Below are 15,769 nucleotides of genomic sequence, written 5' to 3'. Positions count from 1 at the left end.
GGACCCCGGAACAAGTCCGGGGTGACGATGTAATTTGCGGCGAGATCAGCCCAGTTCGATGGAGCTCCCATGCCCGAAACCACCGCCTACAAGATCCTCACCGCCGAGCAGATGCACGTCCTCGAGCATGCGGGCGTGTTCGACGGCGCGCCGATCGACTTGCAGGACGGTTATATCCACCTCTCCACCGCCGCGCAGGCGCAGGAGACGCTGGACAAGCATTTCGCCGGCCAAGCCGGCCTGTGGCTCGCCGCGGTCGATCTGGAGGCGATGGGCGACGCGGTGCGCTGGGAGCCCTCGCGCGGCGGCCAGCTCTTCCCGCACCTCTATGCCCCGCTGCCGCTCGCCGCGGTGACCGCGTACAGCGAAGTCCATTACGAGCCGGACGGCGCGCTGCGCCTGCCCGTCGCCGGCTGATCGCGCGGCTCCCGAAATAAAAGCCTGCAAGGCGCTTGACGGGCCGGGACGCTGCCCGTAATTGCCCGCTTCCGCTGCAGCACGGCCCCTTCGTCTAGCGGTCAGGACGTCGCCCTCTCACGGCGAAAACACGAGTTCGATTCTCGTAGGGGTCACCAGCAGCGACGAAATCGCGCGGGGCGCGATTTTACCGCCGATGACCGGCGAAGCCGTCTCCAGCTTTCAAATGCATGACGTATAAGAATGCGTCGCAAGGCGAAGCATTCCAATTCCCGTCCGTTGGACAGATTCTCGAACGGCGGCATGCCTGACGGAAGGTCCGCCAGGCATGCCAGAGCCACCGGATGCGGCAGCCCGTGCCCGTCAGGGAATGAAGGCCGCCGGTGCGGTGCCGTGTCGGAACGGCGCGTACCAATTGTGCGGCCGCGCCCATTTGGTGTGGTATTTCCTGTTCTGCGGCCCGGTGGGCAGGCTGTCCTGGTTACGGATGGTCCACATCGCCAGCTCGGCCATCAGGCTCGACTGCGCCTTTGCCGCCGCGGGCTGGTTGAACAGGTTCCTTAGCTCGTGCGGATCCCTGGCCAGGTTGTAGAGCTGGCCATAGCCCATCATGTCGTAGATCAGTTTCCAGTCGCCCATGCGGACCATCTGCATGTTGCCGCTTTGCGTGACGCCATCGAGCTCATCCCAATGACCGCCGGTCGTGCGCGCGATCGACACCGGCACCTTGTCCGACGCTTCGTAGTAGAGCCCGCCCAGCCCCACCTGCGAAACGATGCTGCGGAACTCCTCGGCCGGGAAATCCTGTCCGCGCAACAGCGGCAACAGGCTGCGTCCCTGCACGCCGGCCGGGATATCGGCGCCCATCGCTTCGCACAGGGTCGGCATGACGTCGGCCATCGAGACGAACGCCGTCTTCTCGAACGCGGGGTTCGGCCGGATGCCCGGGCCGGTCCAGGTCATCGGGATGCGGGTCAGGTCCTCGGGCAGGCCGACGCCCTTCCGCGCCAGGCCATAGTCCATCAGATAGTCACCATGATCGGCGACGCGCACGATGATCGTGTTGTCGAGCAGGCCGGCGCCCTGCATGAAATCGAGCATCCGCTTGACCTGATCGTCGACCATCCGGAGCGCGCCCAGATAGTTGGACACATACCGGCGCCACTGCTTCTCGGTGTCGGGGAAGCCGTCCTTGGCCAGCCGGTCGAGCCACTGGGCCCGGTAGCCGAGTTGCGGGATCACTTCCGGCCCGGCAGCGCGCGGCGGCAGCTTGTCGGGCGGGAACATGTCCCAATAGGGCGCCGGCACCTGCTCCGGGTCATGAGGTTCGGGGAACGAGACCTGGAGGAAGAACGGGCTGCCCTTGGCGGCACCCATGAAATCGATCGCGTCGGAGACGATGCGATAGGGCAGCTGGGTCTCGAGCGGGAACGGCGCGGGCTCGAGCGCGACGTTGAAATCGAGACCCTTCAGCCATTCCTCGAACTTGGCCTGTTCGGGTGTCAGCCCGTCCTTGGGTCCGCCCTCGTGCGAATAGTCGCGGAAGACGTCGACGTCCTTGGCCTTCAGATAGGTGTGGTTCTTGCCGCACAGACCGGTGCGATAGCCCTGGCTTCGCGCGACTTGGTAGATGTCCTTGTCGAAAAAGGCATCCTGGGGGTTGAGGTTCATCCGCACCCGATGCGCCTGCGGCCAGCGCCCGGTAAGCATCGAGATGCGGCTGGGGGTGCAGGCCGGGATCGTGCAATAGGCGCGCGCGAAATCCACCCCGCGCGCGGCGAGCGCATCGGCCGTGGGCATGGTATCGAGCGGATAGCCCGATTTTCGGGTGAGGCCCGCCCGGGTCTGATCGGTGATCAGCAGGATGATGTTGGGGCTCGGCCCCTCCATTCGGGGCGTCGGCACCGGTGCCGGCCACGGCCCGCGATCCTGCCCGGGCGTCGTCTGCGCCGAGGCGCCTCCCGCGATCACCGACGCGAGTACCGCGCTTGAAGCCCTGCCCAGAAATTCACGCCGCTTCATTGCATCACCTCTTTGCGGTTGGAGATCGTGCCGGACATCAGAAGCGCACCCGCAGACCGATCGAGTAGGTCGTCTCGTCGCCATAGACGAGCTGGTTGAGGTAGGTCTGGCCCAGATACTGCTTGGTCTTGGTGCGCGTGATGTTGGTGCCGCCAACATCGATGTGGAAGGCGGAATTCACGTCATAGCCGATGCTGAAATCGAGCCGCCCCGCGGGACGGACATAGATCAGCTGGGTCGGGATGAAGACCTCGTTGACCCGTGCCGCGTCGATCGGGCGCAGCGAAACCGCGCCGCTGTTGTCGCCCGTGTAGTATTTGGAGCGGAAGGTGTAGATCAGCCGGCCGCTCAGCCCGTGCTTGTCGTAGAGCGCGCCGAGCGTGTAATTATATTTGGACACGCCCTGCAGCGCATAGCCGGCCAGCGGATCGTTGCCGCCGATCTCGGAATCGGCATAGGTGAAGGCCCCCTGCACGCCGAAGCCCGACAGCACCCCCGGCAGGAAATCCAAGAAATATTGCGCGCTGGCCTCGACGCCCCTGAGCGTCGCCTCGCCGACGTTGCGCGGCGTGGTGAGCAGGAAGTTGCTGCCGTCGATCACCGTCTGCGTCGACGAATTGACCACACGGTTGCGGATCGTCCGGTAGTAGCCGTTGACCGCGAGCAGGCCGCCACGGAAATAATATTCCGCGGTCGCATCGAAGCTGTCCGACTTCTGCGACTTGAGGTTGGGATTGCCGGCCGAGGCGGTGTTGAGCAGGAAGATGTTCCCGACATAGGTCAGCGACTGCGTCGGATTCAGCGATTCGAAGCCGGGCCGGCGCATCGTGCGGGCATAGTTGAACCGCAGCTGGAAGCCGTCGGGCAGCTTCAGCCGCGCGGTGGCGCTGGGCAGCAGGTCGAAATCGCTGGTGGTGGCGCTGACCGGCACGATCGCACCCGCGCTGTTCTTCGTGTAGGTGCTGATCGTGCGATCGGTCTTGATCCCGCGCACGCCGATCACGCCATCGAGCGTGACGTCGCCGCTGATACCCAGCTGGTAGCTAGCCTGGACGTAGCCGGCGACCGTCCGCTCCGACGCGTCGAACTGGTGCGTCGGATCGAAGTCGGGCGCCCGCAGCGGCAGGTGGAACAGCGCGCGCAGCTGGTTGCGGCCGCTCTCGGACAGCAGGAAGTCCGGGTTCACGCCGACAAAGGCCTGCCCGCCATTGATGCCGAGCGAATTGCCGATCGTGGCGATGAAGTCCGGCGACAGCCCCAGGCTCGACACCAGGCAGGACGGCCGGCCCGTCTCGACATTGTTGCAGCCGATGCCGCTGGTCGGGTTGGTCTGCTGGACGTTGCGGTTGACCGCCTCGCGATCGGCATAGCGGATGCCCGCCTGGATCTTGCGCAGGAAGCCGCCGATCTCCTGTTCGCCGTCGAGCCGCGCCTGGAACAGCGATCCGGTCGCCAACGTGTAGTTCTGGTTGAACGCGTTGCGGATCGACAGGTTGGCGCTGCTCATCGGGATCGACGGATCGAGCGTGATCGACGCGCCATCGTCGACATCGGTGTTCAGATAGATGGTGCCTACCCGCTGGCCGACCTCGGCATTGACGTTCTCGTCATAGCTCCACGAGGTCTGGTATCCGACGTCGAGCGTGGCCTTGGTGCCGCCGCGATCGAACTTCAGCCCGCCCGCGATCATCTTGTTCTTCTGGGTCAGGCGATCCGACGAGGAGTTCTGGTTGACGATGACGTTATGGAGCGTCGCGCTCTTGATATTGCACATCGACTGGACGGTGTAGGGCTGCAGCGAGCGCGTGCCGTCGGCATTGTTGACGATCTGCGGATTGGTGCCGTTGGCGTTGACGCGCGCCTGGAAGCAGTCGGTGCTCCCCACGATGTCGGTGATCGTCGTGCCGTTGTTGAACGGCTGCGGATTGAAGCCGGCAAAGCCAGCGGTCGTCTGGAAATAGGTGTACAGGCCGTCGGCATAGACCTGGAGCGACGGCGTGGCCTGCCACTGGATCGCGGCATTCATCTCGCCGCGCGTCACCGTGCCGACATTGGGCATGTTGTTGATCACCTGCGGGATCAGGAAGCCGGCCGGCCCGTTCAGCGGCGCCGCGCTCGACGCGCGGCGATCGCTCATGTTGAGCTGTCCGCGCTGGCTGTCGGCGCGGGACCAGCTGCCGTTGACCAGCACGCCGATCTCGCCGATCCCCGTATCCGCCCGGGCCGATGCGAGCACGCCGATCTGCGGGCTGCTCTTGTGCAGCCGGGCGGCGTAGTTCTGGCGAAGGTTGACCGCCAGGATGGGCTTGGTGAAATCGAACGGCCGATTGAGCTTCAGGTCGATCGCGCCGGCAACGCCGCCTTCGATCAGATCGGCAGTCTGCGACTTGAACACGTCGACGCGACCGAGCGCCTCGGCGGGCACGTCCTTCAGGTCGAACCCGCGCCCCGTGGTGGTGAACACTTCGCGGCCGTTGAGCGTGGTGTTGATGTCGGTGAGCCCGCGGATGCTGACGCCGCTCAACTCATTGTTGCGATCGGTCTGCACCTGGATGCCGGGCACGCGCTGCAGCGCCGCCGCCGTGGTTGGATCGGGCAGCTTGCCGATATCGGTGGCGACGATCGAATCGACGACCTGCACGGCGTCGCGCTTCACTTCCGCGGCGCGGGTCAGCGACGATCGGATGCCGGTGACGACGATCGCATTGCCATCCTGCGGCTCGTCGGGATCCGCCGCCGGCGTGCTCTGATCGGCGTCGGGGGTTTGCGGCGCCGGGGGCGTCGTCTGTCCATAGGCGTGAGTGAACGGAATCACCGAAGCGGTGAGAAGCAACGCAGCGCGCCAAGCCATAACATCCTCCCTCTGATTGCTCCGGATCGTTGCCCGGATGATTGGGAAGAGTGCGTCTTCCCTATTTTCCGTCACCGAATGCGACGGGGGCCTCCAAATATGCGGGCAATGGTGGGCACCAACGGGCCGGCAAGGCCGCCGCTGATGCTCCGGAAGATCACGCGCAGTTCGCGCCGGCGGCGCTATGATTGGCGTTCAACAGCCGCACGAAGGCAGCCGACCGGACCCGCATTCCGCCGATGCGAAATGCAGGCCCGACCCTGGCGTCCCGTCAAAAGCTCAGTCCTGGCTTGCGGCATCGGGTGCCATTTGGCGCCGCCCGGCCCTGCCCCGCTTTCCCTTCGCCTTTGGCGGCGCGTTGACCGCACGCGGAGCGCCGCCCTCGAGCGCACCCTTGAACACGCCGCCATCGACCTTTCTCGGCCACGGATCGACGAAGCCGCGCGCCGCATAGTCTTCATATTGCTTGGCCATGCGCGCGACGATGTCGGGATGCTGGGCCGCGACATTGTTGGTCTCAGAGCGATCGACCGACATGTCGTACAGCTCCCACGGCGCCTGCCACTGCGCCACGAGCTTCCAGTTGCCGTCGCGCACCGCGCGGTTGCCCTCATGCTCCCAGAAGATCGGGTTTCCACGGGCGAGCTTCTGGCCGGTGAAGGCGGGCACCATCGAGCGCCCTTCCATCGGCAGGATCGCGGTGCCGTTGTACGTCGTCGGATAGGTGGCGCCGGCAAGCTGCGCCAGCGTGGGCATCACATCGATCAGATGCCCCGGCTCGCGCACCAGGCTGCCGTGCAGCTTCGGGTCGATGCCCTTGGGCCAATAGGCGATCAGCGGCGTGGCGATGCCGCCTTCCTCGGTATAGTGCTTGAAATACTGGAAGGGCGTGTTCTGGAGCGTTGCCCAGTTCAGCCCGACGAAGATGTTCGACGCAGGCCCGCCCATCGGCTCGCGGCCGCCGGTGCGGCCGTCCGGGCCGCTCTCCGCATTGCCGCCATTGTCGGCCATGAACAGGATCAGCGTGTTGTCGAGCTGGCCCTGCTTCTTCAGGTCGTCGAGCAGCGTGCCCACCGCCTTGTCCATCCGGCTGACGGCAGCGGCATAGACGGCCATGATCGTGTCGAACCGGTCCTTGTCCGCCGCCGACAGCTTGCTCCAGTCATAGGCCTCGTCGAGCGGCGGCGGCAGCTTCGCCTTGGGATCGATCAGGCCCATCTTCTTCTGGCGCTCGAAGCGCGCCCGGCGCAGCGCGTCCCAGCCCGCCATGTACTTGCCCTTGAACCTGGCGACATCCTCCTGCGGCGCCATGACCGGGAAATGCACCGCGGTGAACGGCAGGTAGAGGAAGAACGGCTTGTTCTGGGCCTTGGCCTCGCCGACGAAGCGGTTGGTCCAGTCGACGAGCAGGTCGGAGGCATACCATTCGCCCTCCCCGACTTCGGGAGAGGTGAGCGGCACCGGTCTGCCGTCGATCTGCATGTTCTTGCGGCCGACCTGATCCGGAAAATAGGTCCCGCCGGGGAACGAGAAGGACCGGTCGAACCCGCGGGCTTCGGGCGGCGAGCCATGCGCCGCGCCCATGTGCCACTTGCCCGCCATGCCGGTGAAATAGCCCGCAGGCTTCATCACCTGCGCGATCGTGACGGCGCGCTCGTCGAGGCGGCCGTGCAGGCCGCGCGACTCAGGCTGCACGACACCGTCCAGGTTCCCCATCCCCGCTTCATGCGGATAGAGGCCCGTCATCAGCGAAGCGCGTGAGGTACTGCACCGCGCGGTGTTGTAGAACTGGGTGAACCGGATGCCGTTCGCGGCAAGCCGGTCGAGATTGGGCGTCGGGATCTCGCTGCCGTACGGCCCGATGTCCGAAAAACCCATATCGTCGACGAGGATCACGATGACATTGGGGCGCGGTGCCTGCGCGACCGGAGCAGCCGGCACCGGCGCCGCGGAATGCTGGGCGAAGCTCTGCGCTGCCCCACCGACGAGAAGCGCGGCCGCCACCGCACCTACCAGACTTCGGCGCGTCAGCGCGCGCAGTTGCCGAGACAGCTTCATTCCGCATTCTCCCATTTCCGCCCGCATTCGTGAGGCGATAATTATCTGATAAATATATCTTGTCGCAGAAGTGTGCCGGGGCACCTTCAACGCGGAGGGAGCGGAAAAAGAGGTCCGGCACGAGAATTCGCTCCGCTTGCGCGCGGAGCGCTGCAGCCGGTGCGTCCCGATGCTATTTCCCCGGGAACAACGCCTTCCAGCGCGCATCGAGCTTTGCCTGCGCAGTGCCCTTCTTCACTCGCGACACGAACGAGAGCCCGCGCAGCTCGACGCTGTGCCCGCCGAGCAGGCGGCCGGAGATGGTGTAGCCGATATCGTAGAGCGCAACGTCCTCATGCGCCTCGCCGTCCGCCAGGAAGCGGGTAACGATCGCCACGGGCAGGCGTTCGTCGCCGCGGCTGTTGTCGGGACGCTTCGCTGCCTCGCGCGCCTTTTCCAGCGCGCGCTCGAACCAGTCGGTCTCGATCCGCGGTTCGCCCGTGGTCTGGGCGGAGGCGGCGCCCAGCGCGGTCGGAAACCAGATCTCCTGGCTCTGGACCGATTGCTCGGCCGAGGCAGTCTTCAGGGTGAGGCTGTGCTTGCCGGCATCGGTCGCGACCAGCACCAGCGTAGCGGCGCGGTTGGAGGCGCGCGCCGCATCCGCGCTTTGCGCCGCCTTGCTGTCGCTACGCTCGCTCCAGCTGTTCCACAGCGTCAGCCCCGAGATGATAACCGCGATCACCGCCAGCACTTCGCCCAATGTGATCCAGCGCCGCCGGATCGCCGCGGATTCGACGGCACGCGCCTCGGCCCGTTGCTGGGCCTGGGTCTGGATAGCCTCCGCTTCGGGCTGGACGGGCGGCTCGGGCGGGGAAGAACTGTCACTCACGGGGCCGTTCCATCATCTGCCGCCGCAAGCGTCAAGCACCCTGCCCACCCTGCCTTCACTCGAACTCGAGGATCGCCGCGTCCACCGCCAGGCTGTCGCCGGCGCCGAAATTGGCGGCCTTCACCACCCCTGCCCGCTCGGCGCGCAGGATGTTCTCCATCTTCATCGCTTCGACCACCGCGAGCGGCTGGCCGGCCTCGACCTTGTCGCCGGGCGACACGTGGAGCTGGGTGAGCAGGCCCGGCATCGGCGCGAGCAGGAACTTGCTCATGTCCGGCGGCACCTTCTCGATCATATGGTGCCGGAACTGCGCGATGTGCGGGGGATAGACTTCGACCAGGTGCGCGGCGCCGTGCGCGGTGAGCCTCCACGCCGCCCCCTTGCGCGCGACCCCGACGCTGAGCGGGGCGCCGTCGACCGTCGCGGAGAGGATCAGATTGTCCGCCTGCCATTCGCCGTCGATGTCGATCGGCTGGCCATCGACCGTGACGTCCTCGTCGACCACGACCGCGAAGCGATCGCCGCCGATCAGCACCACGCGATCGTCGCCCACATCGACCGCGCCATTGAGCTGGCCCGCCGTCGCCGCGGCGCGCTCGGCGCGCTCGATGTCGATCACCGCCGCCAGCGCCGCCAGCTTGCGCTTGAGCGCGGGCGAGGCCGGCGCACCGTGGAAGCCCTCGGGATATTCCTCGGCAATGAAGCCGGTGGTCAGCGCGCCCTCGCGGAAGCGCGGATGCTGGACCAGTGCGGAGAGGAAATCGATATTGTGGCCGATGCCGTCGATCCGGAACCGGTCGAGCGCCGCCACCTGCAGGTCCGCCGCTTCGTCGCGCGTCTCGCCCCAGGTGATCAGCTTGGCGATCATCGGGTCGTAGAACATCGAGATCTCGCTGCCCTCGGTCACGCCGTCATCGACGCGGACATAGCCATGATCGCCGCGCGTGCCGGGGGCGCCATAGGGCGTCTCCTCGCTCGCCGGCGGGCGATAGCGCACCAGCCGCCCCGTCGAGGGCAGGAAGCCGCGATAGGGATCCTCGGCATAGACGCGGTTCTCGATCGCCCAGCCGGTCAGCTTGATGTCGTCCTGGGTGAAGGCGAGCTTCTCGCCATAGGCGACGCGGATCATCTGCTCGACCAGATCGAGCCCGGTCACCGCCTCGGTCACCGGATGCTCGACCTGCAGGCGGGTGTTCATCTCGAGGAAGTAGAAGCCCTGCCCGGTCTTGTCGGCGCCCGAGACGATCAGCTCGACCGTGCCGGCGCTGAAATAGCCCACCGCCCGCGACAGCGCGACCGCCTGCTCGCCCATCGCCTTGCGCATCTCGGGCGAGACGAAGGGCGACGGCGCTTCCTCGACCACCTTCTGGTGGCGGCGCTGGATCGAGCATTCGCGCTCGCCGAGATAGACGATGTTGCCATGCTGGTCGCCCAGCACCTGGATCTCGATATGGCGGGGCGACTCGATGAACTTCTCGATGAACACGCGGTCGTCGCCGAAGCTCGCCAACCCCTCGCGCTTGGTCGCCTCAAAGCCTTCGCGCACGTCGGTTTCGCTCCAGGCGAGCCGCATGCCCTTGCCGCCGCCGCCGGCCGAAGCCTTCATCATCACCGGATAGCCGATCTCGTTCGAGATGCGCACGGCATGCTCGGTATCCTCGATCACCCCGACGAAACCGGGCACGACGTTGACGCCCGCGGCCTTGGCGAGCTTCTTCGATTCGATCTTGTCACCCATCGCCGCAATCGCCTTGGGCGGCGGGCCGACAAAGGCGATCCCGGCGTCCGCGCAGGCCTTCGCGAAGCTCTCGCGCTCGGAGAGGAAGCCATAGCCCGGATGGATGCAGTCGGCCCCGGTCTCCTTGGCGGCCAGCAGGATCAGCTCCGCCTTGAGATAGGATTCCGCCGCCGGCGCCGGCCCGAGCCGCACCGCCTCGTCGGCCATCAGCACATGCGGGGCGCGGGCATCGGCATCCGAATAGACCGCCACGGTGGCGATCCCCATCTTCTTGGCGGTGCGCATCACGCGGCACGCGATCTCGCCCCGATTGGCGACCAGAATCTTCTTGAACATCAGGCCCCTCGGCTTTCTTTTTCTTCGTCACCCTGAACTTGTTTCAGGGTCCAACGCGCCTCAGGCGGTTTCGCTGGGGGAGAATTGGATGCTGAAACAAGTTCAGCATGACGGCCGGTAATGGTCACTCCGCCGCCTCCAGCTCCACCTTCACCTCGGCCTGCATCGGCTTGACGCCCAGCCGGGCGAACAGCGCCGAATCCTTGTCGTCGCCGGCATTGCCCGCGGTCAGCAGCTTGTCGCCGGTGAAGATCGAGTTGGCGCCGGCCAGGAAGCACAGCGCCTGGGTGGCGTCGCTCATGCTCTCGCGGCCGGCCGAGAGGCGGACCATGCTCGCCGGCATCGTGATCCGCGCCACCGCGATCGTGCGGACGAACTCGATGTCGTCGATCTGGGCGAGCGGCGTATCGGCGAGCATGTTGCCGAGCACCGTGCCCTTGATCGGCACCAGCGCGTTCACCGGCACGCTGCCCGGATGCACCGGCAGCGTCGCCAGCGCATGGATGAAGCCGACACGGTCCGGCCGGGTCTCACCCATGCCGACGATGCCACCGCAGCACACATTGATCCCCGCCTCGCGGACATGCTCAAGCGTGTCGAGCCGCTCCCCGAACGTCCGGGTGGTGATCACCTCGGCATAGCGCTCGGGCGAGGTATCGATATTGTGGTTGTAGTAATCGAGCCCGGCATCGGCGAGCATCTGGGCCTGCTTCTCGCTGAGCATGCCCAGCGTCATGCAGGTCTCCATCCCCATCGCGCGGACGCCCTGCACCATCTCGACGATGGCGGGCATGTCGCGGTCCTTGGGGTTGCGCCAGGCGGCGCCCATGCAGAAGCGCGACGAGCCATGATCCTTGGCCTGTGCCGCGGCCTGGAGCACCTGGCGCACATCCATCAGCTTGGTCGCCTTGAGGTCGGTCTCGGCCGAGACCGACTGGCTGCAATAGCCGCAATCCTCCGGGCAGCCGCCGGTCTTGATGCTGAGCAGCGTCGAGAGCTGGACCTCGTTGGCCGGGTGATTGGCGCGGTGGACCTCGGCGGCGCGGAACACGAGCTCGGTGAAGGGCAGATCGAACAGCGCGGCGATCTCTTCACGGGTCCAGTCGGTACGCGCCAAACCCGTTCGTGCTGCGCTTGTCGAAGCACTGCTCTTCTTCGCCCCATGGGACGAAGAAAAGGACGACCCTTCGACAAGCTCAGGGCGAACGGTTGGGGATTGGGTCATTCTGCAGCTTCCTCGATCGGGGGCATGTTATGCCCGAGGAGCCTCAGCACCTCTTCGGCGGCTTTGACAAGGTTGGTGCCCGGCCCGAAGATCGCCTGGACGCCCGCCTCGCGCAGGAATTCATAGTCCTGCGCCGGGATCACCCCGCCCGCGACGACCTTGATGTCCGCGCGGCCGGCGTCCTGCAGCTCGCGGATCAGCTCGGGGATCAGCGTCTTGTGCCCCGCCGCAAGGCTGGAGGCGCCGACCACGTCGACATCGCTGTCGATCGCCAGCGCGGCGGCTTCCTGCGGCGTTTGGAAGAGCGGCCCGGGCACCACTTCGAAGCCCAGGTCGCCGAACGCCGAGGAGACCAGGTTGGCGCCGCGGTCATGGCCGTCCTGCCCCATCTTGGCGACGAGCATGCGGGGCTTGCGGCCCAGGCGGCGCTCGGTGGCGGTCACGCCGTCCTTCAGCCGCTCCCACACCGCATCGTCCTGATAGGCGCCGCCATAGATGCCCTGCACCGGGGTCGGCTTGGTGGCATAGCGGCCGAAGCCCGCCTCCATCGCCGCGCTGATCTCGCCCAGCGTCGCGCGGGCACGCGCCGCCTCGACGGCAAGCGCGAGCAGGTTCTCGCCGCCCCGCGCTCCTTCCTGCAGCGCGAACAGCGCCTTGCGGCAGGCGGCGTCGTCGCGGCTCGCCTTCACGCGCTTGATCCGCGCGATCTGCGCCTCGCGCACGGCATGGTTGTCGACATCGAGGATGTCGATCGGCTCTTCCTCGGCCTTGCGATACTTGTTGACGCCGACGATCACCTGCTCGCCGCGATCGATCCGCGCCGCGGTCGCCGCCGCCGCCTCCTCGATCATCGCCTTGGGCCAGCCGGCCGCCACCGCCTTGGCCATGCCGCCCTCGGCCTCGACCCGCTCGATGATCTCCCAGGCCTTGTCGACCAGCTCCTGGGTCAGGCTCTCGATATAATAGCTGCCGCCCAGCGGATCGACGACATTGCACATGCCGGTCTCCTCCTGGATGACCAGCTGGGTGTTGCGCGCGATGCGGGCGGAGAAATCGGTCGGCAGCGCGATCGCTTCGTCGAGCGCGTTGGTGTGCAGGCTCTGCGTGCCGCCGAGCATCGCCGCCATCGCCTCGATCGTGGTGCGGATGACGTTGTTGTAGGGGTCCTGCTCGGTGAGCGACACGCCCGAGGTCTGGCAATGGGTGCGCAGCATCTTCGAGCGCTCGTCCTGCGCGCCCAGCTTCGTCATCACCCGGTGCCAGAGCACCCGGGCCGCGCGCAGCTTCGCGATCTCCATGAAGAAGTTCATGCCGATTGCGAAGAAGAAGCTCAAACGTCCTGCGAACTTGTCGATATCCAGGCCGCTGGCGACGCCGTATTTCACATATTCCATGCCGTCGGCGATGGTGAAGGCAAGCTCCTGCACCTGCGTCGCCCCGGCTTCCTGCATGTGATAGCCGGAAATCGAAATACTGTTGAATTTCGGCATGTTCGCACTGGTATATGCGAAAATGTCCGAAATGATCCGCATGCTCGGTTCGGGCGGGTAGATATAGGTGTTGCGGACCATGAACTCCTTGAGGATGTCGTTCTGAATGGTCCCGTCGAGCAGGCTCTTGTCGACGCCCTGCTCCTCCCCCGCGACAATGAAGAAGGCGAGGATCGGGATCACCGCGCCGTTCATCGTCATCGAGACGGACATCTGATCGAGCGGGATCCCGTCGAACAGGATTTTCATGTCCTCGACGCTGTCGATCGCCACGCCCGCCTTGCCGACATCGCCGGTGACGCGCGGATGGTCGCTGTCATAGCCGCGGTGGGTGGCGAGATCGAAGGCGACGCTCAGCCCCTTCTGCCCGGCCGCGAGGTTGCGGCGGTAGAAGGCGTTGGACTCCTCGGCGGTCGAGAAGCCGGCGTACTGGCGGATCGTCCAGGGCCGCCCGGCATACATCGACGCGCGCACGCCGCGCGTGAAGGGCGCGAAGCCCGGCAGGCCGGGATCAAGGTTCGCGGTGTCCTCGGCCGTGTAGAGCGGCTTGACCGTGATGCCTTCCGGCGTCTGCCAGTCGAGGTCGCGGCCCTTCACCTCCTTCGCGGCGAGGGCTTCCCAGTCCTTAGTGGTCGCCACGCGGCGTCTCCATGATCTCGGTCAGCACCCCGCCCATATCCTTGGGATGGACGAAGAAGATCGGCGTGCCATGCGCGCCGATGCGCGGCTCGCCGAGCACCTTGGCGCCCTTGGCCTCGAACCAGGCCTTGGCTTCGTGGATATCGGGCACTTCGTAGCAGAGGTGATGCTGGCCGCCCGCCGGGTTCTTGGCGAGGAAGCCATGGATCGGCGAAGCATCGCCCAGCGGCTCAATCAGCTCGATCTGGCTGTTCGGCGTATCGACGAAGCAGACCTTCACCCCCTGCGCCGGCAAATCGAAGGGCTCACGGATCACCTCCGCGCCCATCACGTCGCGATAAAAGGCGATCGACGCTTCGATCGAAGGTGTCGCGACGCCGACATGGTTGAGGCGGCCGAGTTTCATGCTTCCTCCGTCATCCCGGCGAAAGCCGGGATCTCGTGCCACAAACCGTGCGCCCGCCGCCCGAGATCCCGGCTTTCGCCGGGATGACGGACAGGGTTACAGCGGAATATTGTCATGCTTCTTCCACGGGTTCTCGAGCTGCTTGTTGCGCAGCTTGCGAAGCCCCAGCGCGATCCGGCGGCGCGTGGAATGCGGCATGATCACCTCGTCCACGAATCCCTTGCTCGCCGCGACGAACGGATTGGCGAAGCGTGCTTCATATTCGGCGGTGCGCTCAGCGATCTCTTCCGGCGTCTTGCCGCGGAAGATGATCTCCACCGCACCCTTGGCACCCATCACCGCGATCTCGGCGGTCGGCCAGGCATAGTTCAAGTCGCCGCGCAGATGCTTGGAGGCCATCACGTCATACGCGCCGCCATAGGCCTTGCGCGTGATCACCGTGATCTTGGGCACCGTCGCCTCGGCATAGGCATAGAGCAGCTTGGCGCCGTGCTTGATGATGCCGCTATGCTCCTGCCCCACCCCCGGCAGAAAGCCCGGCACGTCGACGAACGTCACGATCGGAATCTCGAACGCGTCACAGAAGCGCACGAACCGCGCCGCCTTTTTCGACGAGTTGATGTCCAGGCACCCGGCCAGCACCATCGGCTGGTTGGCGACCACGCCCACCGTGCGTCCCTCGATCCGGCCGAAGCCGATCAGGATGTTGCCGGCATGGCTCGGCTGCAGCTCGAAGAACTCGCCCTCGTCGAGCGTCTTCTTGATCAGCTCGTGCATGTCATAGGGCTGGTTCGCGCTCGGCGGGATCAGGCTGTCGAGGCTCGGCTCGAGGCGATCCCAGGGATCGTCGCTCGGCCGCTCGGGCACCTCTTCGCGGTTCGAGGCGGGAAGGAAGTCCACGAAGTCGCGGGCCGCGAGCAGCGCCTCGATGTCATTGTCGAAGGCCACGTCGGCGACCCCCGACTTCGTGGTATGCGTCACAGCGCCGCCCAGTTCCTCCTGCGTGACGATCTCGTTGGTAACGGTCTTCACTACATCCGGGCCGGTGACGAACATGTACGATGAGTCCTTCACCATGAAGATGAAGTCGGTCATCGCCGGGGAATAGACCGCGCCGCCGGCGCACGGGCCCATGATCAGCGAGAGCTGCGGCACCACGCCCGATGCCAGCACGTTGCGCTGGAACACCTCGGCATAGCCGCCGAGCGACGCGACACCCTCCTGGATGCGCGCGCCGCCGCTGTCGTTGAGCCCGATCACCGGGGCGCCGACCTTCATCGCCATGTCCATGATCTTGCAGATCTTCTGTGCGTGGCGTTCGCTGAGCGAGCCGCCGAACACGGTGAAGTCCTGGCTGAACACGAAGACGAGGCGGCCGTTGATCGTGCCCGATCCGGTGACGACGCCGTCACCGGGGACGATCTGGTCCTGCATGCCGAAGTCGACGCAATTGTGCTCGACATACATGTCGAGCTCCTCGAACGAGCCCTGGTCGAGCAGCACTTCGAGCCGCTCACGCGCGGTGAGCTTGCCCTTGGCGTGCTGCGCGTCGATCCGCTTCTGCCCCCCGCCCAGGCGGGCGGCGGCGCGGCGGCGTTCCAGTTCCTCGATCGTCGACGACATGCAATTCCCCTTGGAAGTCGCGGCTTCTGCATCGGGACACGCACGCACCGCAAATGCAATGTTGCAAAGTTGTATCGTGCAGGTTTGCAGATATAC

The 15,769-nt window shown here is 65.9% G+C and carries 10 protein-coding genes and 1 tRNA gene; 2 read left to right on the top strand and 9 right to left on the bottom strand.

Annotated features, from left to right (window positions below):
- Positions 1-69 precede the first annotated feature (69 nt).
- Both P6144_RS03295 and P6144_RS03290 read left to right on the top strand, forming a co-directional pair.
- Positions 70-417, top strand: coding sequence for a DUF952 domain-containing protein (locus P6144_RS03295; protein WP_277766281.1), 348 nt, complete (start codon positions 70-72; stop codon positions 415-417).
- An 83-nt stretch (positions 418-500) separates the two neighbouring features.
- Positions 501-575 (top strand) — tRNA-Glu (locus P6144_RS03290).
- A gap of 205 nt (positions 576-780) precedes the next feature.
- Here P6144_RS03290 and P6144_RS03285 read toward each other — a convergent pair.
- The 9 genes from P6144_RS03285 to P6144_RS03245 form a co-directional block, all read right to left on the bottom strand.
- Positions 781-2,439, bottom strand: coding sequence for a sulfatase-like hydrolase/transferase (locus P6144_RS03285; RefSeq protein ID WP_277766280.1), 1,659 nt, complete (start codon positions 2,437-2,439; stop codon positions 781-783).
- A gap of 37 nt (positions 2,440-2,476) precedes the next feature.
- Positions 2,477-5,254 carry a TonB-dependent receptor gene (locus P6144_RS03280; RefSeq protein ID WP_277766279.1) on the bottom strand — a complete coding sequence of 926 codons (2,778 nt, stop codon included), beginning with the start codon at positions 5,252-5,254 and terminating at the stop codon, positions 2,477-2,479.
- A 315-nt stretch (positions 5,255-5,569) separates the two neighbouring features.
- Positions 5,570-7,348: an arylsulfatase gene (locus P6144_RS03275; RefSeq protein WP_277766278.1), complete on the bottom strand. Its 1,779-nt coding sequence runs from the start codon at positions 7,346-7,348 to the stop codon at positions 5,570-5,572.
- Positions 7,349-7,520: 172 nt separating this feature from the next.
- Complete coding sequence (locus tag P6144_RS03270) at positions 7,521-8,162, bottom strand: hypothetical protein (RefSeq protein ID WP_277766766.1); 642 nt, start codon at positions 8,160-8,162, stop codon at positions 7,521-7,523.
- 109 nt (positions 8,163-8,271) lie between these two features.
- Positions 8,272-10,290, bottom strand: coding sequence for an acetyl/propionyl/methylcrotonyl-CoA carboxylase subunit alpha (locus tag P6144_RS03265; RefSeq protein WP_277766277.1), 2,019 nt, complete (start codon positions 10,288-10,290; stop codon positions 8,272-8,274).
- 124 nt (positions 10,291-10,414) lie between these two features.
- The gene (gene bioB, locus P6144_RS03260; RefSeq protein ID WP_277766276.1) at positions 10,415-11,407 is read right to left on the bottom strand and encodes a biotin synthase BioB; all 993 of its coding nucleotides are present in this window, start codon (positions 11,405-11,407) and stop codon (positions 10,415-10,417) included.
- Between the two features lie 104 nt (positions 11,408-11,511).
- Positions 11,512-13,644: a methylmalonyl-CoA mutase gene (gene scpA / locus P6144_RS03255; RefSeq protein WP_277766275.1), complete on the bottom strand. Its 2,133-nt coding sequence runs from the start codon at positions 13,642-13,644 to the stop codon at positions 11,512-11,514.
- Positions 13,631-14,050 (bottom strand): methylmalonyl-CoA epimerase, encoded by a 420-nt coding sequence (gene mce, locus P6144_RS03250; RefSeq protein WP_277766274.1) that lies wholly within the window; start codon positions 14,048-14,050, stop codon positions 13,631-13,633. Before mce ends, scpA begins: the two co-directional genes overlap by 14 nt.
- A gap of 96 nt (positions 14,051-14,146) precedes the next feature.
- Positions 14,147-15,673 carry an acyl-CoA carboxylase subunit beta gene (locus P6144_RS03245; protein ID WP_277766273.1) on the bottom strand — a complete coding sequence of 509 codons (1,527 nt, stop codon included), beginning with the start codon at positions 15,671-15,673 and terminating at the stop codon, positions 14,147-14,149.
- Positions 15,674-15,769 lie beyond the last annotated feature (96 nt).

Source organism: Sphingomonas sp. HITSZ_GF (assembly GCF_029543155.1).
GTDB lineage: Bacteria > Pseudomonadota > Alphaproteobacteria > Sphingomonadales > Sphingomonadaceae > Sphingomonas.
The sequence above is the reverse complement of the archived record's forward strand: the minus strand, read 5'-3'. Positions and strand labels throughout refer to the sequence as shown.

Coding starts and splice junctions, on each gene's coding strand:
- P6144_RS03295 (WP_277766281.1), top strand. CDS start 70: ATGCCCGAAACCACCGCCTACAAGATCCTCACCGCCGAGCAGATGCAC.
- P6144_RS03245 (WP_277766273.1), bottom strand. CDS start 15,673: ATGTCGTCGACGATCGAGGAACTGGAACGCCGCCGCGCCGCCGCCCGC.
- P6144_RS03275 (WP_277766278.1), bottom strand. CDS start 7,348: ATGAAGCTGTCTCGGCAACTGCGCGCGCTGACGCGCCGAAGTCTGGTA.
- P6144_RS03265 (WP_277766277.1), bottom strand. CDS start 10,290: ATGTTCAAGAAGATTCTGGTCGCCAATCGGGGCGAGATCGCGTGCCGC.
- P6144_RS03285 (WP_277766280.1), bottom strand. CDS start 2,439: ATGAAGCGGCGTGAATTTCTGGGCAGGGCTTCAAGCGCGGTACTCGCG.
- mce (WP_277766274.1), bottom strand. CDS start 14,050: ATGAAACTCGGCCGCCTCAACCATGTCGGCGTCGCGACACCTTCGATC.